Raw genomic sequence first — 26,087 nt, 5'->3', positions numbered from 1 at the left:
GCGAAACCGCCCATAAACTGGACATATGGCCAAGACCTATGTCGGTGCGCGGCTGCGCCAGCTGCGCACCGAGCGCGGGCTGAGCCAGGTCTCACTGGCCCAGAAGCTGGAGATCTCGGCCAGCTATCTCAACCAGATCGAGCACGACGTGCGCCCGCTCACGGTGCCGGTGCTCAAGCGGATCAACGAGGTCTTCGGGGTCGACCCCGCCTTCTTCTCGGCCCACGACGACACCCGGCTCATCGCCGAACTCCAGGAAGTCGTGATGGACGCCGAGCTCGGCATCGAGGCCGACACCCAGGAGATCGCCGACATGGTCTCGGCGCATCCGAGCATGGCGCGGGCCCTGGTCGCCATGCACAACCGGTACCGCAACACCAGCGCCCAGCTGGCCGCCGCCACCGAGGACCGCTTCTCCGACGGTTCCGGCAGCGCCGCGATCAGCAAGCCGCACGAGGAAGTGCGCGACTACTTCTATCAGCGCCAGAACTACATCCACGAACTCGACACCGCGGCCGAGGACCTGACCGCCCGCATCCGCTTCCACGGCGGCGAGGTGAGCACCGAGATCGTCCGGCTGCTGCGCTCGCACGGCGTGCGCATCGTCGAGCGGATCGACCTCGGCGAGGGCGTGCTGCACCATTTCGACCCCGAGACCAAGCAGCTCGAGATCTCCCCGCACCTGTCCGGCGGGCAGCGCACCTTCAAGCTGGCCGCCGAGCTCGCCTACCTCGAGTGCGGGCCGCTGCTCGACAAGCTGGTCGAGGAGGGAAATTTCGCCTCCGACGCCTCGCACAAGCTGGCCATGCTCGGCCTGGCCAACTACTTCGCCGCGGCGACGGTGTTGCCCTACACCCACTTCCACGAGGTGGCCGAGGACTTCCGCTACGACATCGAGCGCCTGTCGGCCTTCTTCTCGCAGAGTTACGAGACCATCTGCCACCGGCTTTCGACCCTGCAGCGGCCGAGCCTGCGCGGCGTCCCGTTCTCCTTCGTCCGCGTCGACCGCGCGGGCAACATGTCGAAACGCCAGTCCGCCACCGGTTTCCACTTCTCCGCCAGCGGCGGCACCTGCCCGCTGTGGAACGTCTACGAGACCTTCGCCTACCCCGGCAAGATCATGACCCAGATCGCCCAGATGCCCGACGGCCGCAAATACCTCTGGGTCGCCCGCACGGTCGAACGCCGCGCCACCCGCTACGGCCAGCCCAGTAAAACCTTCGCCATCGGCCTCGGCTGCGAACTCCGCCACGCGGGCCGCGTCGTCTACGCCGACGGCATCGACCTGGGCGAGGCCACCGCCACCCCCATCGGCGCGGGCTGCCGGGTCTGCGTCCGCTCCAACTGCCCCCAACGAGCCTTCCCACCCCTGGGCAAGGCCCTCGACATCAGCGAACACCGCAGCTCGGTCTCCCCCTACCTGATCAAATAGCCCGCACCAGGCGACTCACGCACTGAGCGGGTGACTCGCCAGATATTCGGCCACCGCCCGGCGCAGTATGTCACTCGGCGTTGTTTCCGCCGCATCGGCATAGGCGGCCAGGCGCGCATCCAACTCTGCGGGAAGTCGCACGGTCCGCACCGGACTGTTTCCACCACGCGTGCCCCCCACCGGGCGGCCCATCACCAGCTCGGGCCCCACTTCGATCGGGCCGACCACCGCGTAGTCGCCGTTCTCGAACTCGGCCGCCATCGCTTCATACTCTTCAGGGCTACGCCTTGCCATCACTGGATCTCCGTTCCGCTTCATGCGCCCGTTGCGGCCGCTGCCGGACATTTGTCGGCAGCTCGAGACCGGAAAGCGCGCACACCTCCGCAGCCACCCTCGCGGTGAGTCTCATCGCGTGAAACACCTCCCAACTGACGTCCTCGACGTTCTCGGCTACAACCTCGAGCCACGGCTCGTTCTCCAGCCGCCCGACGAAAACGAACACGAATGCTTCCGGGGCCGTCCTCGATTTCACCGCGTATCGCAGGGCCGGATACGAGATGATTGCGCGAATCTCGTCTTCCAGGATGCCGTGCTTCAACGCAGATTGGTTGACGTGGATCCGCACTGTTTAAGTGTATGACACTTACCCGCCGAGTGCCATCACCGGGGCAAGGGCCGACCAAGAAGGCATCTCCTCCGGGATGGCCGAAATCACCTCTGCTCGCCTCAGGTGGGCCGTCGCGGCACCGCTATCGGATCGAACGGCCGGACAAGGGGGCTACCGTCCGCCGCGTAAACGCGGAATCATAGATTGCGCAGGAATAGCAACAACCTCTCGGACGCCGAAAGTCAGGAGGCGTCGATGCAGATCCCATCGCGACGAGTAGCCCGAATCGCTGTCGGCGTCCCCTTCGCGCTGGCTGTCTCGCTGTCCGGCGTGGATGCGCACGCACAGGATTCGAGCCGGATCACCGTGATCGAGACCGAGTACTCGATCACCGTGTCCAGGGCCAATGTGCGGGCAGGTAACTACACCCTCGATGTGCGGAACAACGGCGGAACCCGCCACGACCTGGTCATCGCGGGCCCCGGCGTCGATTCCCGCACCCCGGCGCTCGAGGCAGGCACCAGCAGCGAACTGAAGGTCACCTTGCGGTCGGGCACCTATGCGCTCTGGTGTTCCGTCGGCAAACACCATTCGCTCGGAATGCGCTCCAGCATCTCGGTCTCCTGACCGCGGGCCCCGACTCCAGGTGAGGTCAGAAGGCTTCCTCCGGGACGGCCATGATGTCGTTGTCGAGGGTGGCGAGGATGTTCTTGGTCGCGGTGAGTTCGGGGAGGACGTTCTTGGCGAAGAAGCTCGCGGCGGCGATTTTGCCCTGGTAGAAGGGGCGGTCTTTGGGGGTGGCCTCGGCGGCGAGGGCGGCGGCGGCGATGTCGGCCTGGACGAGCAGGCGCCAGGCGATGAGGAGGTCGCCGACCGACATCAGGAAGCGGACCGAGCCGAGGCCTACCTTGTAGAGCTCGGTGGGGTCGGTCTGGCCCGCCATGGCGTAGCCGGTGAGGGTGGCGCCCATGGCGGCGATGTCGGCCTGGGCGGTGCGCAGCAGGGCGCGTTCGGTGCCGAAGCGGCCGGAGTCGTTGTCCAGGTAGGCGGTGATCTTGGCGTTCACGTGGGCCAGAGCGGCGCCACGATCGCGAATGATCTTGCGGAAGAAGAAGTCCTGGGCCTGGATCGCGGTGGTGCCCTCGTAGAGGGAGTCGATCTTGGCGTCGCGGATGTACTGCTCGATCGGATAGTCCTGCAGATAACCGGAGCCGCCGAGGGTTTGCAGTGACTCGGTGAGCAATTGGTAGGCACGCTCGGAACCGACGCCCTTGACGATCGGCAGCAGCAGATCGTCGACGCGATGCGCGAGCTCCGGCTCGGCGCCCGAGACCAGCTGCGCCACATCCTCGTTCTGATGCGCGGCGGTATACAGATACACCGCGCGCAATCCCTCCGCGTACGCCTTCTGCATGGCCAGCGACCGCCGCACATCGGGGTGATGGGTGATGGTCACCCGCGGCGCGGCCTTGTCCGACATCTGCGTCAGATCCGCGCCCTGCACCCGGGTCTTGGCGTACTCGAGCGCGTTCAGATACCCGGTCGACAGCGTCCCCGACGACTTCACGCCCACCGTCATCCGCGCGTTCTCGATCACCTTGAACATCTGCGCGATGCCGTTGTGCACGTCACCGACCAGCCAGCCCTTGGCGGGCACCGAGGTGCCACCGAAGGTGAGCTCGCAGGTCGGCGAGGACTTGATCCCCATCTTGTGCTCGATGCCGGTCACATACACACCGTTGCGCTCGCCGAGTTCCAGCGTCTCGGGATCGAAGAGGAACTTCGGCACATAGAACAGCGACAGCCCCTTGGTGCCCGATCCGGCGCCTTCGGGCCTGGCGAGCACGAGGTGGAACATATTCTCGGCCACGTCACCGACGTCACCACCGGAGATGAACCGCTTCACCCCCTCGATATGCCACGACCCGTCGGGCTGCGGCACGGCCTTGGCGCGGCCCGCGCCCACATCGGACCCGGCATCGGGCTCGGTGAGCACCATGGTCCCCTGCCAGCCGCGCTCGAAACCACCACGCGCCCAGCGTTTCTGCTGCTCGGTGCCGATCCCGTAGAGCACCGAGCCCATCAGCGGACCCATGTTGAAGAAGCTGGCCGAGGGATTGGCGCAGATGACGAGCTCGTTGATGGCCCACATCAGCACGCTCGGCGCGGGCGTGCCGTCCATGCCCTCCGGCATGCCGAGCCGGTACCAGCCCGCTTCGTGCACCGCGTCGACCGTCTTGCGCAGCGACTCGGGCACCGTGATCTCGAAGGTCTCGGGGTGATAGACCACCGGATGCCGGTCGGCATCGGCGAACGAATCCGCGATCGGGCCCTCGGCCAGGCGCTTCACCTCGTCGAGGATCTGCCGCACCGTATCGGAGTCCAGGTCGCCGTAGGCGCCGGTATCGAGGAGTTTGTCGAGATTCAGCACCTCGAAGAGGTTGAACTCGATATCACGTAGGTTCGCCTTGTAGTGCCCCATCGAGCCTCCTCGACTGACCACACACGGCCCGATAGCCGCGTGATTCGGCTGTTCGACGTCTACGAATTCGAAGCGTGCCGCACCGTGGCATCCCTACGCAACCGTAGGCACGCCACCGCCCTGATGATTTGTTCACACGGATGAAACAGACGAAACGGACACGTGACCGAGAGATATTCCGGTGCAACATGTTCCATCTACCGTTCCGCTCACGAATACAGCCGCTGTATACAACTCGGTGTACATCCGTTATCCGGGGCAGCGGTGGCGATGAGGAGAACCGCCCATGTCTGATTCCCGTTTGGTCAAGGCACTCACGGTGCCCGCCGCGGTGGCCGTCGCAGGCCTGTTGCTCACCGGCTGCGGTGCGCGTGACGACGCGTCCACCGGCTCGAACGCCGTGTCCTGCGTCGACACCACCAAGGACACGATCAAGGTCGGTTCGCTGCACTCACTGTCGGGCACCATGGCCATTTCCGAAGTCACCGTGGCCAATTCGACCAAGCTGGCGATCGACCAGATCAACGCCGCAGGCGGCGTGCTCGGCAAGAAGATCGAGATCGTCCTCGAAGACGGCGCATCGGACCCGAAGACCTTCGCCGAGAAGGCCGAGAAGCTGATCAGCTCCGACTGTGTCGCGGCGGTGTTCGGCGGCTGGACCTCGTCGAGCCGCAAGGCCATGAAGCCCAAGTTCGAGAACCTGAACTCGCTGCTCTACTACCCCGTGCAGTACGAGGGCCTGGAAGACAGCAAGAACATCTTCTACACCGGCGCCACCACCAACCAGCAGATCATCCCCGCGCTGGACTACCTGAAGCAGAAGGGCATCAAGTCCCTCTACCTGGTCGGCTCGGACTACGTCTTCCCGCAGACCGCCAACCGCGAGATCAAGGCCTACGCCGCGGCCAACGGCATCGAGATCAAGGGCGAGGACTACACCCCGCTCGGCTCGACCGACTTCTCCACCATCGTCAACAAGGTCCGCAGCGCCAAGGCGGGCGCGGTGTTCAACACCCTCAACGGCGACTCCAATGTCGCGTTCTTCCGGGAGTACACGAACGCGGGCCTGAAAGCCGCTGAGATGCCGGTGGTTTCGGTGTCGATCGCCGAGGAAGAGGTCGCCGGTATCGGCGCGCAGAACATCGCGGGCCAGCTGACCGCCTGGAACTATTACCAGACCGTCGACTCCCCGGTGAACAAGAAGTTCGTCGCCGACTACAAGGCCGCCTTCGGCGCCGACAAGCCCACCTCGGACCCGATGGAGGCCGCCTACGCCTCGGTCTTCCTGTGGAAGAACACCGTCGAGAAGGCCAAGTCGTTCGGCGTGGCCGACGTGCAGGCCGCCGCCGACGGCGTCAGCTTCGAAGCGCCGGAGGGCACCGTCACCATCGACGGCTCCAACCACCACATCACCAAGACCGCCCGGATCGGCGAGATCCGCCCTGACGGCCTGATCTACACGGTGTGGGATTCCGGCAAGGCGATCACCCCGGACCCGTACCTGAATTCCTACGACTGGGCCAAGGGCCTCAAGTAAGCAGCCCGAAGGTGTGGGACGTGCTTCCGGCGCGTCCCACACCGCCCGTCTTTCCAAGGAGTCCGCTGCAATGGACGTGCTGATCGGCCAGCTCTTCACGGGGTTGAGCCTGGGATCCATTCTTCTGCTCGCCGCACTCGGCCTCGCGCTGACCTTCGGTCAGATGGGCGTCATCAATATGGCGCACGGCGAGTTCATCATGGCCGGCTGCTACACCACCTACGTTGTGCAGCAGGTCTTCTCGTCGGCGGGCGTCTCGCTGGTCGTGTCGCTGTTGCTCGGCTTCCTCATCGGCGGCCTGCTCGGCGCCGCGCTGGAAATGGGCCTGATCCGCTACATGTACGACCGTCCGCTGGACACGCTGCTGGTCACCTTCGGTGTCGGGCTGGTACTCCAGCAGGCCGCGCGGGACATCTTCGGCGCACCCGCCAAGAACGTGCTCGTGCCCGAATGGCTCAGCGGCGGAATCACTATCGCCGGTGCCGTGGTGCCCAAGACCCGCATCTTCATCCTGGTACTGGCGATCGTCGCGGTGACCGCGCTGGCCGCCGTCCTCAAGGCCACCCCGATGGGCAGGCGTATTCGCGCCGTCGTGCAGAACCGTGGACTGGCCGAAACCAGCGGTATATCCAGCAGATTCACCGATATCAGCACGTTCTTCATCGGCTCCGGGCTCGCCGGCGTCGCCGGTGTGGCGCTCACCCTGATCGGCTCGACGAGCCCGACCATCGGTCAGAGCTATCTGATCGACGCGTTCCTGGTGGTCGTGATCGGTGGCCTCGGTCAGATCAAGGGCACGGTGATCGCGGCGTTCGCGCTCGGCCTGCTCAACTCGTTCATCGAATACTCGACCACCGCGTCCATCGCGAAGGTGATCGTGTTCGTGCTGATCGTCATCTTCCTGCAGGTCCGCCCGCAGGGTCTGTTCACCGTGCGGACGAGGAGCCTGGCATGAACGGTCAGCGGCCGGAGGCGGCAGCGCAGTGTAACCACGCAGGCCGCCCGGTCATGCCAGAAAGGACGCAGTCATGACCGCACTCACCGAACGCCTCAGGGCGTACCCCCGGCTGACCCCGCTCGCCGGCTTCGCCATCGCCGCCTTCCTGCTGTTCGCGGTGGCCCCGGCGGTCCTGAGCGACTTCCGGCTGAACCTGCTCGCCAAGTTCCTCTGCTTCGCCATCGTGGCGGCGGGCATCGGATTGGCTTGGGGCCGTGGCGGAATGCTCACCCTGGGCCAGGGCGTGTTCTTCGGCATCGGCGCCTACATCATGGCCATGCACATGCAGCTCGCCGACGCCGCTCGCCTCGGCAACGACGTCCCGGAGTTCATGGAGATCTCCGGCATCAGCGAACTGCCCGGGTTCTGGCAGCCGTTCGCCTCAGCGCCGATGGCCATCCTCGCCATCCTGGTGCTGCCCGCGCTGGTGGCCGCCGTGCTCGGCTACGGCGTGTTCAAGCGCCGGGTGCGTGGCGCGTACTTCGCCATCCTGAGCCAGGCGCTGGCCGCGGCGCTGGCGATCCTGCTCACCGGCCAGCAGGCCATCGGCGGCTTCACCGGCCTGTCGGACTTCCGCTCCTTCTTCGGATTCCGGCTCTCCGACCCCGTCAACCGCCAGATGCTGTTCTTCATCGCCGCCGGCACGCTGCTGCTGGTCGTCGCGCTGATCCGCCAGCTCAACCGCAGCCGCTACGGCGAACTGCTGGTCGCGGTGCGTGACGCGGAGGAGCGGGTGCGCTTCCTCGGCTACGACCCCGCCAACATCAAGATCGTCGCCTATGTGGTGGCGGCGTTCCTGGCAGGCATCGCGGGTGCGCTGTTCACCCCGATCGTCGGCATCATCTCCCCCGCCGACATCGGTGTCGTCCCGTCGATCGCCTTCCTCATCGGTGTCGCGATCGGTGGCCGCACCACGCTGCTCGGCCCGGTCCTCGGCGCGATCGGCGTCGCCTGGGCGCAGACCTCGCTGTCGGAGTCGTTCCCGTCCGGCTGGACCTACCTGCAGGGCGTGCTGTTCATCGTGGTCGTCGGATTCATCCCCGCCGGTCTGGCCGGGCTGTGGCCACTGTTCAAGGGCTGGTGGCAGAGCCGGAAACCGGAGCCGACCCCGGTGCCCGCCGAGCCCGCCGCCGTCGTCACCGAGGAGAAGGTGCAAGCGCGATGACCACACACGAGCCCAAAGCGGGCGGCAACGCGGGCATGCACAGCGACTATCTCGAAATCCGCGGTCTCTCGGTGAGCTTCGACGGCTTCAAGGCGGTCACCGATGTCGACCTGACGGTGCTGCAAGGCGACCTGCGGTTCCTGATCGGCCCCAACGGCGCGGGCAAGACCACCCTCATCGACGCCATCACCGGCCTGGTCCCGGCGACCGGCTCGGCGCAGAAGTCGGGCACCGAACTGCTCGGCAAGAAGGTGCACCAGATCGCCCGCCTCGGCGTCGGCCGTACCTTCCAGACGGCGAGCGTGTTCGAACAGCTCAGCGTGCTGCAGAACCTCGACATCGCGGCGGGCGCAGGCCGTTCGCCGCTGTCGCTGCTGCGCGCGCGCACATCGGTGCTGCCCAGCATCGAAGAGGCCTTGGAGACAACGGGTCTCACCGCGCTGCGGGACAAGCCCGCCGGTGTGCTCGCGCACGGCCAGAAGCAGTGGCTCGAGATCGGCATGCTGCTGGTGCAGAACGCCTCGGTGCTGCTGCTCGACGAGCCGGTGGCAGGCATGAGCGCCGAGGAGCGCGAGGAGACCGGAAACCTGTTGCGCCGCATCGGCGGTGACCGCGTGGTCGTCGTCGTCGAGCACGACATGGACTTCATGCGGTCCTTCGCCACCTCGGTCACCGTCCTCGCGGGCGGCAAGGTGCTCAGCGAGGGCAGCGTCGAAGAGGTGCAGGCCGATCCGAAGGTGCAGGAGGTCTACCTCGGCACCGCATCACTCGCCGAGGACGAGACGAACAAGGAGTCGGCCGATGCTTGAACTACACGACATCCACTCGGGATACGGGCGCACCGAGGTGATCCATGGCGTCAGCCTGACGGTGCCCGACGACAGCGTGGTCGCCATCATGGGCCACAACGGCGCAGGCAAGACCACCCTGCTGCGCACGGCCGTCGGCCTGCTGCCGACCAAGTCGGGAACGATCACCTTCGACGGCGAGAAGATCACCAAGCTCTCCCCGTCACAACGGGTCAAGCGTGGCATCGCCTACGTGCCGCAGGGGCAGCAGAGTTTTCCCCAGCTGACCACCGCCGAGAACCTGCAGGTCGTCGCGGACGGGCGCAAGCGCGGCAAGGCGCTGATCGAGGAATCGCTCGCGCTGTTCCCCGCGCTGCGTGAGCTACTGACCCGCAAGGCCGGGCTGCTCTCCGGCGGTCAGCGGCAGCAGCTGGCCATCGCGCGGGCCCTGATCACCGAGCCCAGGCTGCTCATCCTCGACGAGCCGACCGAGGGTATCCAGCCGTCGGTGGTCGCCGAGATCGAGCGCACCATCATCGACCTCACCCAGCGCGGTGGGCTCAGTGTGCTGCTGGTCGAGCAGCACATCGGCTTCGCTCTGCAAGCCGCCCAGCACTATTACGTGCTGCATTCGGGCCATCTCGGCTCGTCGGGCGAGGGTGGGGCCGGTGCGGAATCCGCGGTCCGCGCGGCGATGGCGATCTGAACGCAGGCCCGCGCATGGGACGCAGCGGCTCAGGCGAGGGCATCCGGGTGCCGCTGGCCGAGCGCGTCTATGTGGCGCTGCGGGACGACCTCGCGACCGGCGCGCTCCAGCCCACCGAACGACTCCGCGCCGAACGGCTGGCCCAGCGGTACGGCGTCTCGCGCACCCCGGTGCGCGAGGCGCTGGCCAGGCTGCAGGCCGACGGGCTGGTGCAGCGCCACACCGACGGCCTCTATCCGTACCGCCTGCGCCTGGCGGAGCTGGACGAGCTCTATGAGCTGCGGATCGTGCTGGAAGCGCGCGGTTTTCAGCGGATCGACGCCACCGACTCGGTCCAGCCGCACAGTCCCGGCGCGCACGACCTGCCAGCCGTGCGCGCCGAACTGGATCGCTGGCGTGAATACCGGGACACCCCACCGGAACCGGGGCCCGAGCTGGTGGCGGCGGACGAGCGATTCCACACCGAACTGCTTCGGGCAGCGGGCAATTCGGCGCTCGCCGAGGCACTGACAGCGGTGTACTTGCGAGTGCGCCCGGTCCGCACCATGGATGTGCCGAACGCCGAACGGGTCGCGGCGATGACCGCCGACCACATCACCATCGCCGAGCAGGTGCTGGCGGGCGAGCTGGACCAGGCCCTGCACACCCTCACCACCCATATCTCTTCCTCCCGCGCCCATGTCCGGGTGCGCGCCGAGCAGGCGATCGCCTTCACCAAACTCGGTCGTGCCGTGCGGGATTGAGACTCAGCAGTCGTTCTGGAAGGGCCAGCACACCGTCGACTCCCTGCCGGCGGGCGTGCTGGGCGTCCTGGTCGTGGTCTGGGTGGTGTCCGAGGTCGTCCGTGGGTTCGGCGGATCGTTCAGCAGGGCTGACCCGACCACAAGGAACACGACGAATACGCCGATCAGGGCGGCCGCGAACACGATCAGCCCCGCCAGTTTTCCCCGCCGGGTCGGGTCCGCCGGTGGCGGCGCCTGGACCGGTTCGGTGAATCTGCGTGGCTGCGGCGGGATCGGCTGCTGCGTCGGACGGGTGCCGTCGAAACCGTCGGCGGCGAGGTCGGCACGCGAGGGTGCCAGGTCACCGACGCCCAGCGCGGTGCACGTGGTGAGTACCCGGTCGATGGTCCATTCGCGAGGTCCCGCGGAGAACCCCTCCAAGTAGACCCGCAGCTCATGGGCATCGATGGTGTTCGCGACGAGCACATCCAGTCCTGGTCGCAGCGCGGTGCGCGCCGGTCGCACCACCACGCCCCGATAGGGCACCATCACCACCGCGCCGGACACGTGCCTGCTGTCCTGCAACGCCTGCTCCAGCGCCACCCGTACCGCGTGCACGCCGTGCTCGACCCGATCGGTCAGGCCCGCCGACTGCTCGGTATCCAGATCCAGCGGACTGTCACTGATCGTCCAGGTGCCCGCCGACACCGCGAGCAGGCCGCTCTGCCGTCGCCGGAACCCCTTCACCTCGACGACCGTGATCCCCCGCGGCGTCACGATCACCGCGCCCAGCCTGCGATCGCCCACCTGGCAATCGACCAGCGCGAGCCCCGTGCTCGGATAGGCGCGCAGGCATTCGACGAACTCCCGCTCGGCACCGGATAGCTCCGCACCCGGTCTGATCCGAACCAGCATTCCGATGTTCCCCTACCAGTGCTGCGACCTCACACCGCCGCTGGGCGCTGCGGTACCCACCGATCATGACGCGCAACTGTTGCGAAAACCACTGGAAACCAAAGAAAACCGGGACTCTCGCACAGTCGGCACCGAAATTCGATACCGGCGAGTACGCTCCGACTCGACCAGGCGACGTCGAGAAGGCAGGTGGACACCAGATGGCCGCAGCACCCCGACCTCGGGTTTCGCCGGGACGATTCGGCGAGCTCGGACCGATCAACTGGGTTGTCTGGCAAGTGCTTTCCCGCGCCTCGGGTACCGACGACGCGCATCTTTTCAGCACACTCGGGCGCACGGGTGGATTGTTCCGCGGCTGGCTGCACTTCTCCGGCAAGCTCATGCCGGGCGGGCGGCTGCCCCGCGCCGAGGCCGAGCTGGTCATCCTGCGCGTCGCGCATCTGCGCGAGTGCGCCTACGAGACCGACCACCATCGCCGCCTCGGCCGCAAAGCGGGCCTGACCGCCGTCGAGATCGACCGGGTCGGCACCGGCGCCGATGCCGAGGGCTGGACACCGCGCCAGCGGGCCCTGCTCACCGTCACCGATCAGCTGGTGACCACCCGGAATGTGGACGACGCGGCCTGGGCGGAGCTCGCCGCGCACTACGACGAACGGCTGCTGATCGAGATCGTGCTGCTGATCAACCAGTACGAGGGCCTCGCCGCCACCATCACCACGCTGCGAATCGATCGCGACACCTTCTAGAACTGTGACCCAGGTCATAGAGCGGGACCCGCACTCTTCTCGCCATCGTTAAGGCGTACAAAGTACGGAGTTCATCGCACCAAGGAGAACCGCATGCAGATCACCGGCTCAGCCATCTCGCTCAATGTCGCCGACCCGCAAGCATCGGCGCGGTTCCTGATCGACCACCTCGGTTTCACCGAGCAGATGGCCACGGACGGGTTCGCCTCCCTGCAACGCGCCGACGCCGGAATGAACGTCATCTACCTGCGCACCGGGCTGAGCACGTTCAAGCCGGCGCGGATCGCGGGCAGCGCGGGCGACGGCACCCTCGTGGTGTTCGTCGTCGACGACATCGACACCGAGTACGAACGCCTGCGCGGCGAGGGCGTCCCGATCGAGACGCCCATCGAGACCGAGGAGTGGGGCGAGCGCTACTTCCAGATGACCGACCCGAACGGGATCGTCATCCAGCTCGTGCAGTGGGTGTGATCAGCGGCGCGCGACCCGCAGCGCGGCCACGATCATCGGGATCTGCAGCGGCAGGCGCGCCAGCACACCGGCCTTGAACACGCCGGACGCCTTCGGGTTGCCGACCACGTCGACGGCCATCTGGACGTTGGCCGGGAAGACGCCGACGAACAGCGCCGCGGCCAGCCAGCCGCCGAGGCGACGAGTGCGCGGCACCGCGAGTGCCGTCGCCACGCCGAGCTCGGCGACCCCGGACGCGTAGGTGTAGTTCCGCGGGTTGCCGGGCAGCTTCGGCGGCACGATGCCGTCGAAGGGCTTCGGCGCGACGAAGTGCAGAACACCCATCGCGAACAGCAGCCCGCTCAGATAGGAGTGCGTGCGTCGACGGGGAGTTTCGGTAGCCACACCCGAACTCTGCCACACGGCTCCCCGTCGGCCCACCCCTGATCTCAGCCCAGAATCGCCCGGAACGCCTCGGCAGGCGGGGTCACCGGGCGGCCGAGGAGCTTGGCCAGATCACCGGTGCGGACCTCGAGCAGTCCTTCGGCGATACCGGCGTCGGCATCGGCCAATGCCGCCGCCACCGGCTCGGGCAGACCCGCCTGGCCGAGGACCGCGGCATAGTCGGCTTCGGCCAGATTCTCGTAGCGCACCGGCGTGCCGATGACCTCGGTGATCGCGGCGGCGATGTCCGCGCCGGTCAGCGCGGTGTCGCCGCCGAGTTCGTAGACGCGGCCCTCGTGGCCGTCGGTGGTGAGCACGGCCGCCGCCGCCTCGGCGTAGTCGGCGCGCGCGGCGCCGGAGACCTTGCCGTCACCCGATGCGCCCGCGAGCACGCCGGTCTGGGCGGCGTGCGCGGCGCCGGCGGCGTAGTTCTCCCAGTACCAGCTGTTGCGCAGCAAGACCGTCGGCACCGTCGCGGTCGCGAGAACTTCCTCGGTGCCGCGATGTTCCTGCGCGAGGATCATCCGGTTGTCCGGCGCGACCGGGATGCTCGTGTAGGCGAGCAGCCGCACGCCCGCGCGCTCGGCGGCCCGGATGACATTGGTGTGCTGGGCGACCCGGGCGCCGAACTCGTTGCCCGAGATCAGCAGCACCCGGTCGACACCCGCGAGCGCGGCGTCGAGAGCGGCCGGGTCGTCGTAGGCGGCCTGGCGTACCTGCGCGCCACGCGCGGCGAGGTCGGCCACCTTGGCGGGATCGCGCACGATCGCCACCGGCTGCTCCCCCGCCGCCAGCAGGGCCTCGACGACAAGCCTGCCCAGTTGTCCACTCGCTCCGGTCACCGCAACGGTCATGATCTTCCTCCAGGTTTCGCACCGATTTTCATGTACTAACTATTCGTAAGCACTATCCATTCCGCAAGCGATCTGGTCAAGGGCGGTACGATCGCCCCATGAGCACGCAGCCCACGTCGACCGACGACGATCAGGCGCTGGAAGCCGACGTCTTCGCCCGTAACTGCACGTCGCGGCCCGTACTGCAGAATGTCGCCAGCCGGTGGGGTGTGCTGGCACTGGTGGCCCTACGCGAGGGCCCGTACCGGTTCAGCGCGCTGCGCCGACGGGTCGACGGCGTGAGCGAACGAATGCTGTCGCAGACCCTGCAAACACTCGAACGCGACGGCATGGTTCATCGCGAAGTGCTCGAAGCCATTCCACCGCGGGTGGAGTACACGCTCACCGAACTCGGCGCGCAGGTGGCCGAGCGGTTGGAGTCACTGGTCGTGGTCCTCGAGACCAATATGGACACCATCCGCGAAGCCCAGGAAAATTATCACCGCTGAGTCAGCGCGCGAGCAGGTCCGAGACGGTGACGAACCGGTAGCCCTGCGCGCGCAGGCCGGTGACGATATCGGGGACCGCGGTGGCCGATTCGCCGCCGTGCATGACGTGCAGCAGCACGATCGAGCCCGGCTCGGTCTGCGCCAGGGTGTCGGTGACGATCGCTTCGCGGGTGGCGCCGCCCGCGGAGTCGGGTTCGACATCCCAGGTCACCGTGGTGCGGTCGTGGTCGGCGAGATAGTTCGGGAGAGACCAGAGTTTCTTGCCGTAGGGCGGACGGAAGGTGATCGGGCCCTGGTAACCGGTGCGGCGGATCTCGGCGTCGGTGCGTTCGATCTCGTCGCGCACGGTATCGCCGGAGATCAGGACCATCCGGCGGTGGGAGTACGAGTGGTTGCCGATCTCGTGCCCCGCGGCCGCGATCGCCGCACCGTATTCGGGGTGGGCGGCCAGATCGTCGCCGACCAGATAGAAGGTGGCGGGAACCCGCAGTTCGGCGAGCATGCGGAGAATCTCGGGCGTGCGATCGGTCGGCCCGTCGTCGAAGGTCAGCGCGACCAGCTTCTCGTCGGTGTCGACGCGATCGACCAGGGTGCCCGTCAGCTGATAGGTCCGCGAGTTCATCAACACATACAGCCCGGCGACAACAGCCAGCACTACAACAACCCCCGCAGCCCCACCCACCAACCACCGACGCACTGTCTGTTCCGCCTCCCCGAGTATTCAAGCCAGACTAATGCGCGGGGCTGCGTCAGCGTTGGCGGGCGGTGGAAACTCACCGGGTCGGGTCAGCCCGTGCCCGGTGAGTTACCCATGTTCGTCCGTTCTTCGGGCGTCGCTTACACGATGACCTGGGTGATGTCGCCTGGGTTCAAGTAGTCGAAGAAACGGTGGGCGCCGTCCTCGGTCATGCGCACACATCCGTGCGACTGCGAATTGACCGGGCCGACATGGAATGCCATGTCACCGTTGAAGAAGGTGGCCCAGCGCATCGGCGCATTGTGCATCGTGCTCCAGTGGAATTCCCGCTTGAAGGAAATCCTGGTCACCGCTGGCGGAGTTTCGTATCCGGCCATGCCGTGCGAAATCGGTGTCGGGCCGAAGATGACGCGGCCGTTGTCGACCAGCCACGCCTCATTCGTCGACAGCCGCATGCACGCCCTTGCCTCGACCACCGGGCACGGCGACGCGGTCGGAATGATCGACGGAACACCGGGAATATCGGGGCCACCGGGAAACAGTGGTTCGGCCATCGCGGGTGCCATCGTGCCGAATCCGGCCACTGCCAGCAACGCTGCAGAACGTGCTACCCAACCGAGAATTCGCTTCACATCCGTTGCCTCTCTGCCCGCCTCCCCGCGCCTTCTGCCGGTCGTAGGGGACGCCAACAGCACGGTGCCGGGCTGGCGGTCACGAGGAAGTCAGCTTGTGGGCGTGCCCGGCGAGTTACCCATGTACTCACGAGATCAGGTGTAGCGACTAACAAGCGAACGAAGAACTACACGGATCATCGTGGACGGCACCCGAATCCGCCAAATCGCCGCCCGGATATTTGCCGAAAAGAAATACACGCGATTCGTGTCGCGGACATGAGTGAGGGGCGGCCGCTCGGCGACCGCCCCTCGTGTCTTCGACCTATCAGAAGTTGATCATGTGGCCGGCGAGGCCGTGGATCGCTTCCTGCAGCGCTTCGCTGAGCGTCGGGTGGGTGTGCACGTTGCGCGCGAGCTCGTTGACGGTGAGGTCCCACTTCTGGGCCAGGGTCAGCTCGGGCAGCAGCTCGGAGACGTCGGGGCCGATGAGGTGGCCGCCGATGAGTTCGCCGTGGGTCTTGTCGGCGATGAGCTTCACGAAACCGGTCGGGTCGGCCAGACCGTGCGCCTTGCCGTTGGCGGTGAACGGGAAGGTCGCGACCTTCACGTCGTAGCCCTCGTCGCGGGCCTGGGCCTCGGTGAGACCGAAGCTGGCGACCTGCGGCTGACAGAAGGTGGCGCGCGGCATCATCCGGTAGTCGCCGAGGGTCATGGTCTCGGCGCCCGCGATGGTCTCGGCGGCGACCACACCCTGCGCCTCGGCGACGTGCGCGAGCTGCAGCTTGGCGGTGACGTCACCGATCGCGTAGATGTGCGGCACGTTGGTGCGCATGTTGTCGTCGATCGCGATGGCGCCGCGTTCGAGGGCGACACCGGTGGTCTCCAGGCCGTAGCCGTCGACCCGCGGCGCGAAGCCGACGGCCTGCAGCACCTTGTCGACGGTGACGGTCTCGACCGCGCCGGACTTGTTGTCCTTGATCTGGACGGTGACCTTGGAGCCGTCGTCGTCGATCGTCTGCACGGCCGCACCGGTGGTGATGGTGATGCCGAGCTTCTTGTACTGCTTGGTGATCTCCTTGGAGACGTCTTCGTCCTCGTTCGGCAGCGCGCGATCGAGGAACTCCACGATCCGCACGTCGACGCCGTAGTTCTTCAGGACGTAGGCGAACTCCATGCCGATCGCGCCCGCGCCGACGATCAGGATCGAGCCGGGCAGGTCGCGGGTGAGGATCTGCTCCTCGTAGGTGACCACGTTCTCGGAGAGCTGGGTGCCCGGCAGCAGCTTGGTGGTGGTGCCGGTGGCGATGATGACGTTGTCGAACGTGATCGACTCGGTGCCGCCCTTGGTGAGGGCGACATCGAGCGAGTTCGGGCCGGTGAAGGAACCGAGGCCGTCGAACTCGTCGATCTTGTTCTTCTTCATCAGGAAGTGCACGCCCTTGACGCGCCCGTCCGCCACCTTGCGGCTGCGATCGAAGGCGGCGCCGAAGTCGAAGCTGACCTCACCGGAGATGCCGAAGGTCTTGGCTTCCTTGTGGAAGATATGGGCCAGTTCGGCGTTGCGCAGCAGTGCCTTGGACGGGATGCAGCCCACGTTCAGGCACACGCCACCCCAGTATTTCTGCTCGACAATCGCTGTTCGCAGGCCGAGTTGAGCGGCACGGATCGCGGCGACGTATCCGCCGGGACCAGCGCCGAGAACGACGACATCGTAGTGGGAAGTCACGACCCCGAGCCTAACTCTGTTTCGGGGAGTTCACCCACCCGTCCCCCACATAGGTGAGATGTGCGCGTGACCGGCGGCTGGTCACCGTCGGCGCGTCCGTGGCGGGGCCAGATCGGTCGCGCCGAGCACCTTGCGCAGCGTGGCGGCCATGGCCTCGAGTTCGCCGGGTTCCACCTGGGCGCCGAGGCGGCGTTCGATGCCGTCGAGGTAGTGCGGGGCGGCCTCGCGGAACCGCTGCCGTCCGAGGTCGGAGATGGCAACGAGCGCGGATCTGCCGTCGTCGGGGTTGGTCTCGCGAGACAGCAGGCCGTTCGATTCCAGTTCCGCGACAAGGCGACTCACCCGGGTACGACTCAGGACGACCTTCTCGCCGAGGTCGCTCATCCGCATCGGCCCGGCGGCATCGAGCTCGAGGAGAACGTCGTACCAGGTCAGCGGTAGTCCACAGGCTTTGCGCAGTTCGGCGTCGAGCTCGGGGACGAGGGCGGCGTGCACCTGCAGCAACGCGGCCCACGCGGCGACCGCGGGACGACGGGACGGCTGTTCGTTCAGCACCACACCACCATAAACCACTTGCGTGCGTGCGCACACAAATAGTAGCGTGTGCACGCACATAAATTCTTTCGACGACTGAGGTGGACCCCATGACCGCACTCATCACCCGCGACGAACTGGCGAAGGAAATCGCGGCGAACACCGTGACCGTGCTCGATGCCCTCGGCCCCGAGTACTACGCCAAGGCACACCTGCCCGGCGCCCTCAACCTGATCGAGGACGAGGTCACCGACCGCGCCCCCGACCTGCTCCCCGACCGCGACGCGGCCATCGTGACCTACTGCTCGAACGCGGCCTGCGGCAACAGCCAGGCCGTAGCGAGCAAGCTGGAAGCGCTCGGCTATACCAACGTCCGCAAGTACCGCGAGGGCATCCAGGACTGGGCCGACGCCGGCCTGACGATCGAAACCTCGGCCTGACCACACGGCCGCCGCCCCGGCCACCTGGCATCGCCACGGTGGCCGGTCGCCGCGCGCCGGGCTCTCGGGGCCGACGCACTAGGGTCGAGGAGGTGAGTGGTGCTACGTCGGCGGACGGGATCGGTAGCCGTCTCGACGGCACAGCGTCCACCCATCTCGTCCGACTGCTCGTCCAGGCCGCGAGGGCGGCGGGCGCGGCGCAGGACCAGCTGGCACGCGTCCCCGGCACCGACGAGGTGACCCTGCGCGGGGAGCTCAACCGGATCCCGATGAGTTCATTGCTGCGGTTGTGGGAGTTGATCGCGCACGCGCGACCCGGCGCCGGATCGGGGGCCGCGATCGCCGCCGCCGCACCGCTCGGCTCACTCAACACCTGGGACTATCTGGTGACCACCGGTGCGACACTGGCGGATTCGCTGCGCGCGGCCCAGCCGTATCACCGCCTGGTCACCGCGGCCACCGAGGGCTTCGATCTGTCCGGCGACGGCGACCTCACCATCGGCTACCGGACCTCGGCCGGCGATCCGGCGGTGGCCTCGGTGGTCAACGAGTACGTGCTCGCCTACTACCTGCGCCGCGCGCGCGAAGCGATCGGCCGACCGCTCGTCCCTGCCCGGGTGAGCTTCGGCCACTCCGCGCCCGCCGACCGCACCGGGCTGATCGCCGTATTCGGCACCGCCGACATCGAATTCGACGCCGAGGCGGATGCGATCACCTTCCACGCCGACGACGCCACCGCACCACTCGCCCGCGCCGACCCGATGCTGTCCGACCTGATGCGCAGCCACGCCGACCTGGTCCTGGCCTCCGCCCGCCCGATCGCCGACCCCCTCGACGCCTTCCGCATCGCCCTCGGCGCAGCCCTGGACGCGGGCGACCCGGCCCTACCTCGCGTCGCGAAGAGTCTCGCCATGAGCGAGCGCACCCTGCAACGCCACCTGGCCGAACACGGGACCTCCTGGCGCGACGAACTCGACCTGCTCCGTCACGAGCGCGCGAAAGACCTTCTGCGCCAGGGTCACAGCACCTCGACGGTGGCGCAGCGACTCGCCTTCACCGATGACCGCGCCCTGCGCAAGGCGTTCCACCGATGGACCGGCGCCGCGCCGACCGCAGCACGCGCGCGGTGAGCCCACACGGCCGACGGTACGTCCGCGCGCCGGGGCGCCGCTGACATGGCGAGCGTCCGGCACGCGGCGACCGTGTCGTGAACGGACCGGGTGGTGGCGTCTGCGGACCTGGGAGCGCGGACCCGGCCGCCATAACGTAGTCAGCACCGGAGAAAAACACCGGCTGACCTCGAAAGAAGGCTCGATCATGTCGAACTCGACCATCGCCGCGCTGCCCACCCACACCCGCGAGATCCACCTGGCCGCCCGCCCGGACGGCGCTCCGGTCGCGACCGATTTCGCCCTGGTCGAGCGGGATCTGCCCGAGCTCGCCGACGGTCAGATCCTGGTCCGCAACACCTGGATGTCGGTCGACCCGTACATGCGCGGCCGGATGGACGACAAAGAGTCCTACATCCCGCCGTTCGAACTCGGTGCGGCACTCGATGGTTCGGCCATCGGCGAGGTGATCGCCTCCCGCGCCGCCGATATCGCGGTCGGCACCACGGTCTCGCACTTCGCGGGCTGGCGCGAACACGCCGTCGTCGACGCCGCCACCGCGACCCCGATCGACCCGGAACTGGCGGCGCCGCAGCACTTCCTGAGTGTGCTCGGCACCACCGGCCTCACCGCCTACGCCGCACTGACCGACGTCGCCCAGGTCAAGCCCGGCGACACCGTGTTCATCTCGGCCGCCGCCGGCGCGGTCGGCAGCGTGGCGGGCCAGATCGCCAAGGCGCTCGGCGCGAAGCGCGTGATCGGCTCGGCGGGCGGACCCGCCAAGACCCGAAAGCTGCTCGAGGAGTTCGGCTTCGACGCCGCCATCGACTACCGCGCCGGCGATCTCGCCGGACAGCTCGCGGCCGCCGCTCCCGACGGCGTCGACGTCTACCTCGACAGTGTCGGCGGCGAACACCTGAAGGTCGCCATCGAGGCACTCGAGCAGCACGGCCGGATCGCCCTGGTCGGCGCGATCAGCGGCTACAACGGCGCCACCGCGGAGCAGACACCGGACCTCTACCTCGCGGCGACGAAGGAAGCCACCCTGCGCGGCATGCTGGTGACCAGCTACTTCCCGATCTTCGGCGAGTACATCGCCAAGGCGGCGGGCTGGCTCGCCGACGGCACCCTGCGCACCACCGAAACCGTCTACGAAGGCCTCGACCAGGCCCCCGCCGCCTTCCTCGGCGTCCTCACCGGCGCCAACACCGGCAAGATGCTCGTCCACCTGGGCTGACCCGAAGGCCCCGCCACACCGAACACCTCGGTCCGGCGGGGCCGAAGGCCGTCCGACGTCAGTCCCGCCAGACCTGACCCGCGACGCGCGCGAAATTGCCACCGAAGATGGCCGCGCGCTCGCCGGCGTTGAACCCACGGTCGGCGAGGAGATCGTCCAGGCCTGGCACCTCGGATTCGCCGAGCAGATCCTCGGGCGGTGTCCATTGCAGCGGACCCCACGCGGTGTAGGACTCCGAGAACGCGCCGGGGTTGTCGCGGATCTCGTCGTTGAATTCCTGGCCGTCGAACGAATAGTCCGAGCTGACCCCGATGTGCTCGATCCCGAGCAGGTCGACACCGTAGCGAATCTGATCCGCCATCGCCGCCACCCGTTCGGCCCGCGCATCAGGCTCGTTGTGCCCCAGGAAGATTCCCACACCGTTGATGCCGATCACCCCACCGGTAGCGGCGCACGCGCGAGCCTGCTCGTCGGTGATATTGCGCGGGTGTTCCCACAGCGCGGCGAAATTGGAGTGGCTGTAGATCATCGGCGCGGCCGTGTGCGTGGCGATGTCGAGACCGGTGCGCCGCGAACAGTGTGAACCGTCGGCGAACATGCCGACCTCGTTGAGCTTGCGCACCAAGTCTTTTCCATAGCCGGTGAGGCCGGTGTCCTCGGTGTCGAGACACCCACAGCCCGCCGCGTTGGCATGGTTGTAGGTGGGCAGCAGCGAGCGCACCCCGAGCCGGTAGAACATCTCGACGTTGTCCAGATCGCCGCCGAGCGGGCCGGAGTCCTCCAGGTCGAAGGCGAGGGCGATCGCGTCGTCGACGATATCGTCCAGGCTCGCCACCAGCCGAAACCGTGGATCGGCCGCCGCCTGTTCCCGGAACCGATGCAGCAGTACCAGCGAATCCTCGGTGGTCTGCGGCGAATAGCCCACATTGACCGACAGATACGACCCGAGCGGATACCGGGCGAGTTCGCCGATCCGCGCCGTGTGATGCAACGGCAGACAGCAATGCTGCTCCCACAGGAAGGGCGGCACGCTTTACCTCCGGTTCATGAGTCGTGACCTGCGATCCTACGTTTCGCAACACACCCGGAACCGGACCGACGCTAACGCTATGTCTGATTAGTCCGATTAATCAGTACTTTCCTCCCACTGCCCCGAAGGCGGTGCGACATGCGTCGCTTCCTCGTATTCCTCGCCACGCTCGCGTCCTGCGCGGGCCTATGGACCATTCCGGCCGCGGCCACCCCGTCCTACTGCGGACTGACCTGGGGCTCACTCGACAAGTCGAGCTCGAACTATTCGACGGCCGCCGTCGCCGATGTCAGGGCAGGCCGCCACGAATGCTTCGACCGCCTCGTGGTCGACCTGTCCGGCCCGCTCGCCGGCTACCGCGCCGGCTACGTCGACACCGTCACCATGGACGGCTCCGGGGCGACGGTCCCGCTGCGCGGCGGCGCGTTCCTCCAGGTGGTGGTTCAGGCCCCCGCTTACGACTCCGCGGGCACCAGCACCTACCGCCCCGCCGACCGCACCGAACTCGTCGACGTGCGCGGCTACCCGTCCTTCCGCCAGGCGTCCTGGGCCGGGTCGTTCGAGGGCCAGACCACCCTCGGCCTCGGCGTACGCGCCCGCCTCCCGTTCCGGGTCCTCACCCTCGAGAACCCGGCGCGCGTGGTGATCGACGTCGCCCACTACTGGTGACGCTCACCGGCCGCCCCGGGATGTGATCGGCCACATCGGCAACAATGTGGGGATGAGTGGCGTTGAGCAGGACGTGACAGATCCCTATCTCTGGCTCGAGGAAGTGACCGACGAGGCCGCGCTGGACTGGGCGCGCGCCCGCAACGAGGTGGTGCAGCAGCGGTTCGCGGCGACGGATCGGTTCGCCGAGCTGGAGCGGCGCGTGCTCGCCATGCTCGACGACGACACCAAGATCGCCTACCCCGGCCGGCGCGGGCCGTGGCTCTACAACTTCTGGCGCGACGCCGAGCACCAGCGCGGGCTGTGGCGGCGGACCACCTTCGAGTCCTACGCCACCGACGACCCCGAGTGGGATGTGCTGATCGACGTCGACGCCCTCGCCGAGGCCGACGGGGAGAACTGGGTGTGGTCGGGTGCGGCGGTCCTGCGGCCCAGCCAGGAGCGCGCCATCATCCATCTGTCCAGAGGTGGCGCCGATGCGACCGTCGAGCGTGAATTCGACCTGACCACAAGGGCATTCATCGCCCCGGAGGACGGCGGGTTCTCCCTGCCGGAGGCCAAGTCCCGGATCGGCTGGATCGATGCCGATACCGTCTATGTCGGAACCGATTTCGGCCCCGGCTCGCTCACCGATTCCGGATACCCGCGCATCGCCAAGCGCTGGCGGCGCGGCACCGAGTTGGCCCTCGCGGAAACGGTGTACGAGGGAAAGCCGGGCGATGTCTCGATCGGCGCGGGCTACGATCGCCACCCCGGCTACGAGCGGCACTATCTGCACCGGTCGACGGACTTCTTCAACAGCGAGGTATCCCTGCTCGACGACGGCGCGTGGCGCCTGATCGAAACGCCGACCGACGCCGATGTCGACTGGTACCGCGACTGGCTGCTGGTGCGCCTGAAGACCGCGTGGACGCCGGGCGAGACCACCTACCTTCCCGGCAGCCTCCTGGTCACGAATCTGAACGACTTCCTCGCCGGCGCACGCGAATTCGAGGTGTTGTTCACCCCCGACCCGCACACCTCGCTGGAATCGTTCGGCTGGACCGAGAACCACCTGATCCTCACGACCCTGCGCGATGTGCAGACCGGGCTACGCGTGCTCACTCCCGGACCCGACGGCTGGACCGAGGCCGAACTCGCCGATTCACCCGCGATGTCCAGCACCTCGGTGAACAACCTCGACCCGCTCGACGGCGGCGACGAATTCATGCTCACCACCACCGGATTCACCACGCCGACCACGCTGCTCGGCAGCGCCGTCGGCGAGTCAGCCACCGTGCTCAAGCAGGCGCCCGCCTATTTCGACGCCACCGGCATCGAGACCGAGCAGTTCTTCGCGACCTCCGACGACGGAACCGCCGTGCCCTACTTCGTGATTCGTCACCGTGACCGTCGCGGAACACCGGGCCCGACCATCATGAACGGCTACGGCGGATTCGAGGTCTCCAGGACCCCGGTGTATCTCGGCTCCGCCGGTATGGGGTGGCTGGAGCGCGGCGGCACCTATGTGATGGCCAATATCCGCGGTGGCGGCGAATACGGCCCCGAATGGCATACCGCGGCGCTGAAAGAGCACCGGCACCGCGCCTTCGAGGACTTCGCCGCGGTCGCCCGCGACCTGGTGACCCGTGGCATCACCACCCCCGACCGGCTCGGCGCGATCGGCGGCAGCAACGGCGGCCTGCTGATGGGCGTCATGCTCACCCGCTACCCGGAACTGTTCGGCGCGATCGTCTGCCAGGTGCCACTGCTGGACATGCGGCGCTATCACCTGCTGCTGGCCGGCGCGTCCTGGGTGGCCGAGTACGGCGACCCGGACAAGCCGGAGGAATGGGCCTACATCAGCGAGTACTCGCCGTATCAGAACACCGACACCGACAAGCAGTACCCGCCGATCCTGCTCGCCACCTCCACCCGCGACGACCGCGTGCACCCCGGACACGCGCGAAAGATGGCGGCGCTGCTGGAATCCCAGGACCGCACCGTCTGGTACTACGAGAACATCGAGGGCGGGCACGGCGGCGCGGCCGACAACAAGCAGGCGGCGTTCCTGTCCACCCTGGTCTACGAGTTCTTCACGCAGATGCTGATCGAGGACCGTCGCTCGGCGTAGGCCTCAGCGGTCGCGCAGCCACTTCTCGACGACGTCGACGGTGGAGTCCGGATTGGTGATCCAGCCGTTGTGCCCCAGCGCCTCCGGCTGGAACCACCGGGTGACCTGCGCGGCGGGCAGTTTGCTCAGCAGGTGGTCGGCGGAGGTCTGCGGCGCCAGGTCGTCATCGGCGATGGTGATCGACAGGACGGGGAACTTCAACCGCGAGATCCGTTCCTCGTAGTCGATATCGGCGCCGACGGGCACGAACCGTCCGGTGCGGGCCAGCCGGGCCCAATCCGACATGAGCACCTTGGACTGCCTGCCGTAGGCACGGCGGCCGAGCATGTCGCCCGGCCAGAACCCGGCCAGATTCGACGCGACCGCCACCGCGGCCGTGCCGACCAGCATCCCGGGCCCGAGCACGCCGCGATACCCGCGGAAATACGGTGTGCCCGAGGCGACCAGGATCAGCCCCGCGATCCGGCCACGCGCCCTGGCCGCGTACATGACGGAGAGCTGCCCGCCCATGCTGTGCCCGAGCAGGTACGGGGTGCTGTCGGGGAATCGGCCGCGCACCGCCTGCAGCATCGCCGGGAAGTCGACCGAGGCCAATTCGTGGTAGCCGTAGGCACTGTCGGCATCGGGCCGGTGGGTGCTGTCGCCGTTGCCGCGCAACTCGCCGATGGCCACGTCGAAACCGCGCTGGGCCAGGCGGTCGCCGAAGTACTCGTAGAACTCTCCCGGCACGGCGAGGCCGGGCACGATGACGACAACGGGCCGCGGCGCGTCCGGCGTGACCGGATGCCGGTGCGAGCCGCGCGCCGGAATGAGCCGCACGGGCAGTGTGGTTCCGTCGGGAACCTGGATCGGGACGACCTCGACCCGGGGCATCAGGCCCCTACCGCACCGAGAATCACCCGACTCAGCACCTGGATCACGTCGTCCAGCGGCGGCCTGGGATCCGAGCCGCTCCAACCGTCGACGACGTAGTTGACCGCGCCGATGATCGCCAGCACGCGCAACTCGTAGTCGCCGGGCGGGATCTCGCCGTGCATGGCGGCGTCCTCGGCGGCGCTGGCCAGCAGCGACCCCCACACCCGCCGCAGCTCCAGCCGGAACTTCTCGACCTTGGGCCCCGCGCCGACCACTTCGACCAGCGCCACCCGCGCCTTGCGCGGATCGGCCCCGATCGCCTCGACATAGGCGCGAACGGCGGTCTCGATCTGCTCGAGCACCGGTGCGTCGGTCTTCGCTTCGAGAGCGACGGCGACCGCTTCGCGCGATTGCCGATCGATCTGCTCGTACAGTTCCAACAGCAGCGACTCGCGGCCGGTGAACTCCTCGTAGAACTGACGGGACGAGAGTCCCGCGTCCTTACAGATGGCACCGACCGAACTGTTGGCGTACCCGTCGCGCGCGAAGACCGTCAGGCCTGACTCCAGAAAACGCGCACGCCGCTGGCGTTGCCGGTCCTCTACGGGTTGCCCGGCATACATTCGTCCCGTATTCGCATCCTGTGACATTGTCGCTGACAATACCGAAGGGCCCGATCCCCTCGTCATGGATCGGGCCCTTCGGCCGCCCTTCCGGCTTACCGCGCGTT

General features: G+C 67.5%; 29 protein-coding genes. 16 read left to right on the top strand and 13 right to left on the bottom strand.

The genetic code is table 11. The annotated features are described in order from the left end of the window. Positions 1-25 precede the first annotated feature (25 nt). Positions 26-1,432: an acetate metabolism transcriptional regulator RamB gene (ramB, locus tag ACWF9G_RS05330; RefSeq protein WP_379304455.1), complete on the top strand. Its 1,407-nt coding sequence runs from the start codon at positions 26-28 to the stop codon at positions 1,430-1,432. Positions 1,433-1,447: 15 nt separating this feature from the next. Here ramB and ACWF9G_RS05325 read toward each other — a convergent pair whose 3' ends face one another. Then, positions 1,448-1,693 (bottom strand): ribbon-helix-helix protein, CopG family, encoded by a 246-nt coding sequence (locus tag ACWF9G_RS05325; protein ID WP_379304453.1) that lies wholly within the window; start codon positions 1,691-1,693, stop codon positions 1,448-1,450. A 19-nt stretch (positions 1,694-1,712) separates the two neighbouring features. Continuing rightward, the gene (locus ACWF9G_RS05320; RefSeq protein WP_379304451.1) at positions 1,713-2,057 is read right to left on the bottom strand and encodes a hypothetical protein; all 345 of its coding nucleotides are present in this window, start codon (positions 2,055-2,057) and stop codon (positions 1,713-1,715) included. 237 nt (positions 2,058-2,294) lie between these two features. On the opposite strand from ACWF9G_RS05320, the gene ACWF9G_RS05315 reads away from it, so the two are divergent. Beyond that, entirely contained in the window at positions 2,295-2,666 is a 372-nt protein-coding gene (locus tag ACWF9G_RS05315; protein ID WP_452513841.1) for a hypothetical protein, read from the top strand. 25 nt (positions 2,667-2,691) lie between these two features. Here ACWF9G_RS05315 and ACWF9G_RS05310 read toward each other — a convergent pair whose 3' ends face one another. Continuing rightward, entirely contained in the window at positions 2,692-4,521 is a 1,830-nt protein-coding gene (locus ACWF9G_RS05310; protein WP_452513839.1) for an acyl-CoA dehydrogenase, read from the bottom strand. Positions 4,522-4,807: 286 nt separating this feature from the next. Between ACWF9G_RS05310 and urtA the strand changes: the two genes are divergently transcribed. The 6 genes from urtA (at position 4,808) to ACWF9G_RS05280 (ending at position 10,457) form a co-directional block, all read left to right on the top strand. Further along, positions 4,808-6,058: an urea ABC transporter substrate-binding protein gene (urtA, locus tag ACWF9G_RS05305; protein ID WP_379304445.1), complete on the top strand. Its 1,251-nt coding sequence runs from the start codon at positions 4,808-4,810 to the stop codon at positions 6,056-6,058. Positions 6,059-6,128: 70 nt separating this feature from the next. Then, complete coding sequence (gene urtB / locus ACWF9G_RS05300) at positions 6,129-7,013, top strand: urea ABC transporter permease subunit UrtB (protein WP_189025298.1); 885 nt, start codon at positions 6,129-6,131, stop codon at positions 7,011-7,013. Between the two features lie 73 nt (positions 7,014-7,086). Then, positions 7,087-8,220: an urea ABC transporter permease subunit UrtC gene (gene urtC, locus ACWF9G_RS05295; RefSeq protein ID WP_452513836.1), complete on the top strand. Its 1,134-nt coding sequence runs from the start codon at positions 7,087-7,089 to the stop codon at positions 8,218-8,220. Continuing rightward, positions 8,217-9,029: an urea ABC transporter ATP-binding protein UrtD gene (urtD, locus tag ACWF9G_RS05290; protein WP_452513834.1), complete on the top strand. Its 813-nt coding sequence runs from the start codon at positions 8,217-8,219 to the stop codon at positions 9,027-9,029. The genes urtC and urtD overlap by 4 nt, the downstream gene beginning before the upstream one ends. Next, complete coding sequence (urtE, locus tag ACWF9G_RS05285; protein WP_379304437.1) at positions 9,022-9,714, top strand: urea ABC transporter ATP-binding subunit UrtE; 693 nt, start codon at positions 9,022-9,024, stop codon at positions 9,712-9,714. The genes urtD and urtE overlap by 8 nt, the downstream gene beginning before the upstream one ends. 14 nt (positions 9,715-9,728) lie before the next feature. Further along, positions 9,729-10,457, top strand: coding sequence for a GntR family transcriptional regulator (locus ACWF9G_RS05280; protein ID WP_452513832.1), 729 nt, complete (start codon positions 9,729-9,731; stop codon positions 10,455-10,457). A 3-nt stretch (positions 10,458-10,460) separates the two neighbouring features. Here ACWF9G_RS05280 and ACWF9G_RS05275 read toward each other — a convergent pair whose 3' ends face one another. Then, positions 10,461-11,351, bottom strand: a complete 891-nt coding sequence (locus tag ACWF9G_RS05275; RefSeq protein WP_452513830.1) for an NERD domain-containing protein — start codon at positions 11,349-11,351, stop codon at positions 10,461-10,463. A gap of 200 nt (positions 11,352-11,551) precedes the next feature. Between ACWF9G_RS05275 and ACWF9G_RS05270 the strand changes: the two genes are divergently transcribed. Both ACWF9G_RS05270 and ACWF9G_RS05265 read left to right on the top strand, forming a co-directional pair. Next, complete coding sequence (locus ACWF9G_RS05270; protein WP_379304431.1) at positions 11,552-12,097, top strand: carboxymuconolactone decarboxylase family protein; 546 nt, start codon at positions 11,552-11,554, stop codon at positions 12,095-12,097. A 93-nt stretch (positions 12,098-12,190) separates the two neighbouring features. After that, the gene (locus ACWF9G_RS05265; RefSeq protein WP_452513828.1) at positions 12,191-12,568 is read left to right on the top strand and encodes a VOC family protein; all 378 of its coding nucleotides are present in this window, start codon (positions 12,191-12,193) and stop codon (positions 12,566-12,568) included. Here the strand turns inward: ACWF9G_RS05265 and ACWF9G_RS05260 are convergent, their stop codons facing one another. Continuing rightward, positions 12,569-12,892, bottom strand: a complete 324-nt coding sequence (locus ACWF9G_RS05260; protein WP_452514018.1) for a DoxX family protein — start codon at positions 12,890-12,892, stop codon at positions 12,569-12,571. It abuts the gene before it with no gap. A gap of 104 nt (positions 12,893-12,996) precedes the next feature. Then, positions 12,997-13,845, bottom strand: a complete 849-nt coding sequence (locus tag ACWF9G_RS05255; protein WP_452513826.1) for an NmrA family NAD(P)-binding protein — start codon at positions 13,843-13,845, stop codon at positions 12,997-12,999. A gap of 98 nt (positions 13,846-13,943) precedes the next feature. On the opposite strand from ACWF9G_RS05255, the gene ACWF9G_RS05250 reads away from it, so the two are divergent. Beyond that, a complete protein-coding gene (locus ACWF9G_RS05250) occupies positions 13,944-14,333 on the top strand; it encodes a winged helix-turn-helix transcriptional regulator (RefSeq protein WP_452513823.1) in 390 nt (129 codons plus the stop codon). Position 14,334: 1 nt separating this feature from the next. Here the strand turns inward: ACWF9G_RS05250 and ACWF9G_RS05245 are convergent, their stop codons facing one another. The 4 genes from ACWF9G_RS05245 to ACWF9G_RS05230 all read right to left on the bottom strand — a co-directional run bounded on the left by ACWF9G_RS05245 (position 14,335) and on the right by ACWF9G_RS05230 (position 17,925). Next, positions 14,335-15,030: a polysaccharide deacetylase family protein gene (locus tag ACWF9G_RS05245; protein ID WP_452513821.1), complete on the bottom strand. Its 696-nt coding sequence runs from the start codon at positions 15,028-15,030 to the stop codon at positions 14,335-14,337. Positions 15,031-15,170: 140 nt separating this feature from the next. Next, positions 15,171-15,725, bottom strand: coding sequence for a L,D-transpeptidase (locus ACWF9G_RS05240; RefSeq protein ID WP_452513820.1), 555 nt, complete (start codon positions 15,723-15,725; stop codon positions 15,171-15,173). Positions 15,726-15,969: 244 nt separating this feature from the next. Then, positions 15,970-17,370, bottom strand: coding sequence for a dihydrolipoyl dehydrogenase (gene lpdA / locus ACWF9G_RS05235; protein WP_379304417.1), 1,401 nt, complete (start codon positions 17,368-17,370; stop codon positions 15,970-15,972). Between the two features lie 81 nt (positions 17,371-17,451). Continuing rightward, positions 17,452-17,925, bottom strand: a complete 474-nt coding sequence (locus tag ACWF9G_RS05230; RefSeq protein WP_452513818.1) for a MarR family winged helix-turn-helix transcriptional regulator — start codon at positions 17,923-17,925, stop codon at positions 17,452-17,454. An 89-nt stretch (positions 17,926-18,014) separates the two neighbouring features. On the opposite strand from ACWF9G_RS05230, the gene ACWF9G_RS05225 reads away from it, so the two are divergent. The 3 genes from ACWF9G_RS05225 to ACWF9G_RS05215 all read left to right on the top strand — a co-directional run bounded on the left by ACWF9G_RS05225 (position 18,015) and on the right by ACWF9G_RS05215 (position 20,690). Then, the gene (locus ACWF9G_RS05225; RefSeq protein WP_452513816.1) at positions 18,015-18,344 is read left to right on the top strand and encodes a rhodanese-like domain-containing protein; all 330 of its coding nucleotides are present in this window, start codon (positions 18,015-18,017) and stop codon (positions 18,342-18,344) included. Between the two features lie 92 nt (positions 18,345-18,436). After that, complete coding sequence (locus ACWF9G_RS05220) at positions 18,437-19,474, top strand: AraC family transcriptional regulator (protein ID WP_379304411.1); 1,038 nt, start codon at positions 18,437-18,439, stop codon at positions 19,472-19,474. A 187-nt stretch (positions 19,475-19,661) separates the two neighbouring features. Next, positions 19,662-20,690: an NADP-dependent oxidoreductase gene (locus ACWF9G_RS05215; RefSeq protein ID WP_452513813.1), complete on the top strand. Its 1,029-nt coding sequence runs from the start codon at positions 19,662-19,664 to the stop codon at positions 20,688-20,690. Between the two features lie 58 nt (positions 20,691-20,748). On the opposite strand, the gene ACWF9G_RS05210 is transcribed toward ACWF9G_RS05215, so the two are convergent. Next, a complete protein-coding gene (locus ACWF9G_RS05210) occupies positions 20,749-21,720 on the bottom strand; it encodes a dipeptidase (RefSeq protein ID WP_452513811.1) in 972 nt (323 codons plus the stop codon). Positions 21,721-21,858: 138 nt separating this feature from the next. Here ACWF9G_RS05210 and ACWF9G_RS05205 point away from each other — a divergent pair, with 138 nt between their 5' ends. Together ACWF9G_RS05205 and ACWF9G_RS05200 are read left to right on the top strand one after the other, a co-directional pair. Further along, positions 21,859-22,389, top strand: a complete 531-nt coding sequence (locus ACWF9G_RS05205) for an AMIN-like domain-containing (lipo)protein (protein ID WP_452513809.1) — start codon at positions 21,859-21,861, stop codon at positions 22,387-22,389. 52 nt (positions 22,390-22,441) lie between these two features. Further along, positions 22,442-24,502, top strand: coding sequence for a prolyl oligopeptidase family serine peptidase (locus ACWF9G_RS05200; RefSeq protein WP_452513807.1), 2,061 nt, complete (start codon positions 22,442-22,444; stop codon positions 24,500-24,502). A 3-nt stretch (positions 24,503-24,505) separates the two neighbouring features. On the opposite strand, the gene ACWF9G_RS05195 is transcribed toward ACWF9G_RS05200, so the two are convergent. Together ACWF9G_RS05195 and ACWF9G_RS05190 are read right to left on the bottom strand one after the other, a co-directional pair. After that, positions 24,506-25,375 carry an alpha/beta hydrolase family protein gene (locus ACWF9G_RS05195; protein WP_452513805.1) on the bottom strand — a complete coding sequence of 290 codons (870 nt, stop codon included), beginning with the start codon at positions 25,373-25,375 and terminating at the stop codon, positions 24,506-24,508. Further along, positions 25,375-26,007, bottom strand: a complete 633-nt coding sequence (locus tag ACWF9G_RS05190; protein WP_229739626.1) for a TetR/AcrR family transcriptional regulator — start codon at positions 26,005-26,007, stop codon at positions 25,375-25,377. The genes ACWF9G_RS05195 and ACWF9G_RS05190 overlap by 1 nt, the downstream gene beginning before the upstream one ends. Positions 26,008-26,087: the final 80 nt, after the last annotated feature.

The sequence above is a fragment of the Nocardia sp. NPDC055029 genome (assembly GCF_053608525.1).
This window is presented reverse-complemented; position numbering and strand designations above follow the sequence as displayed.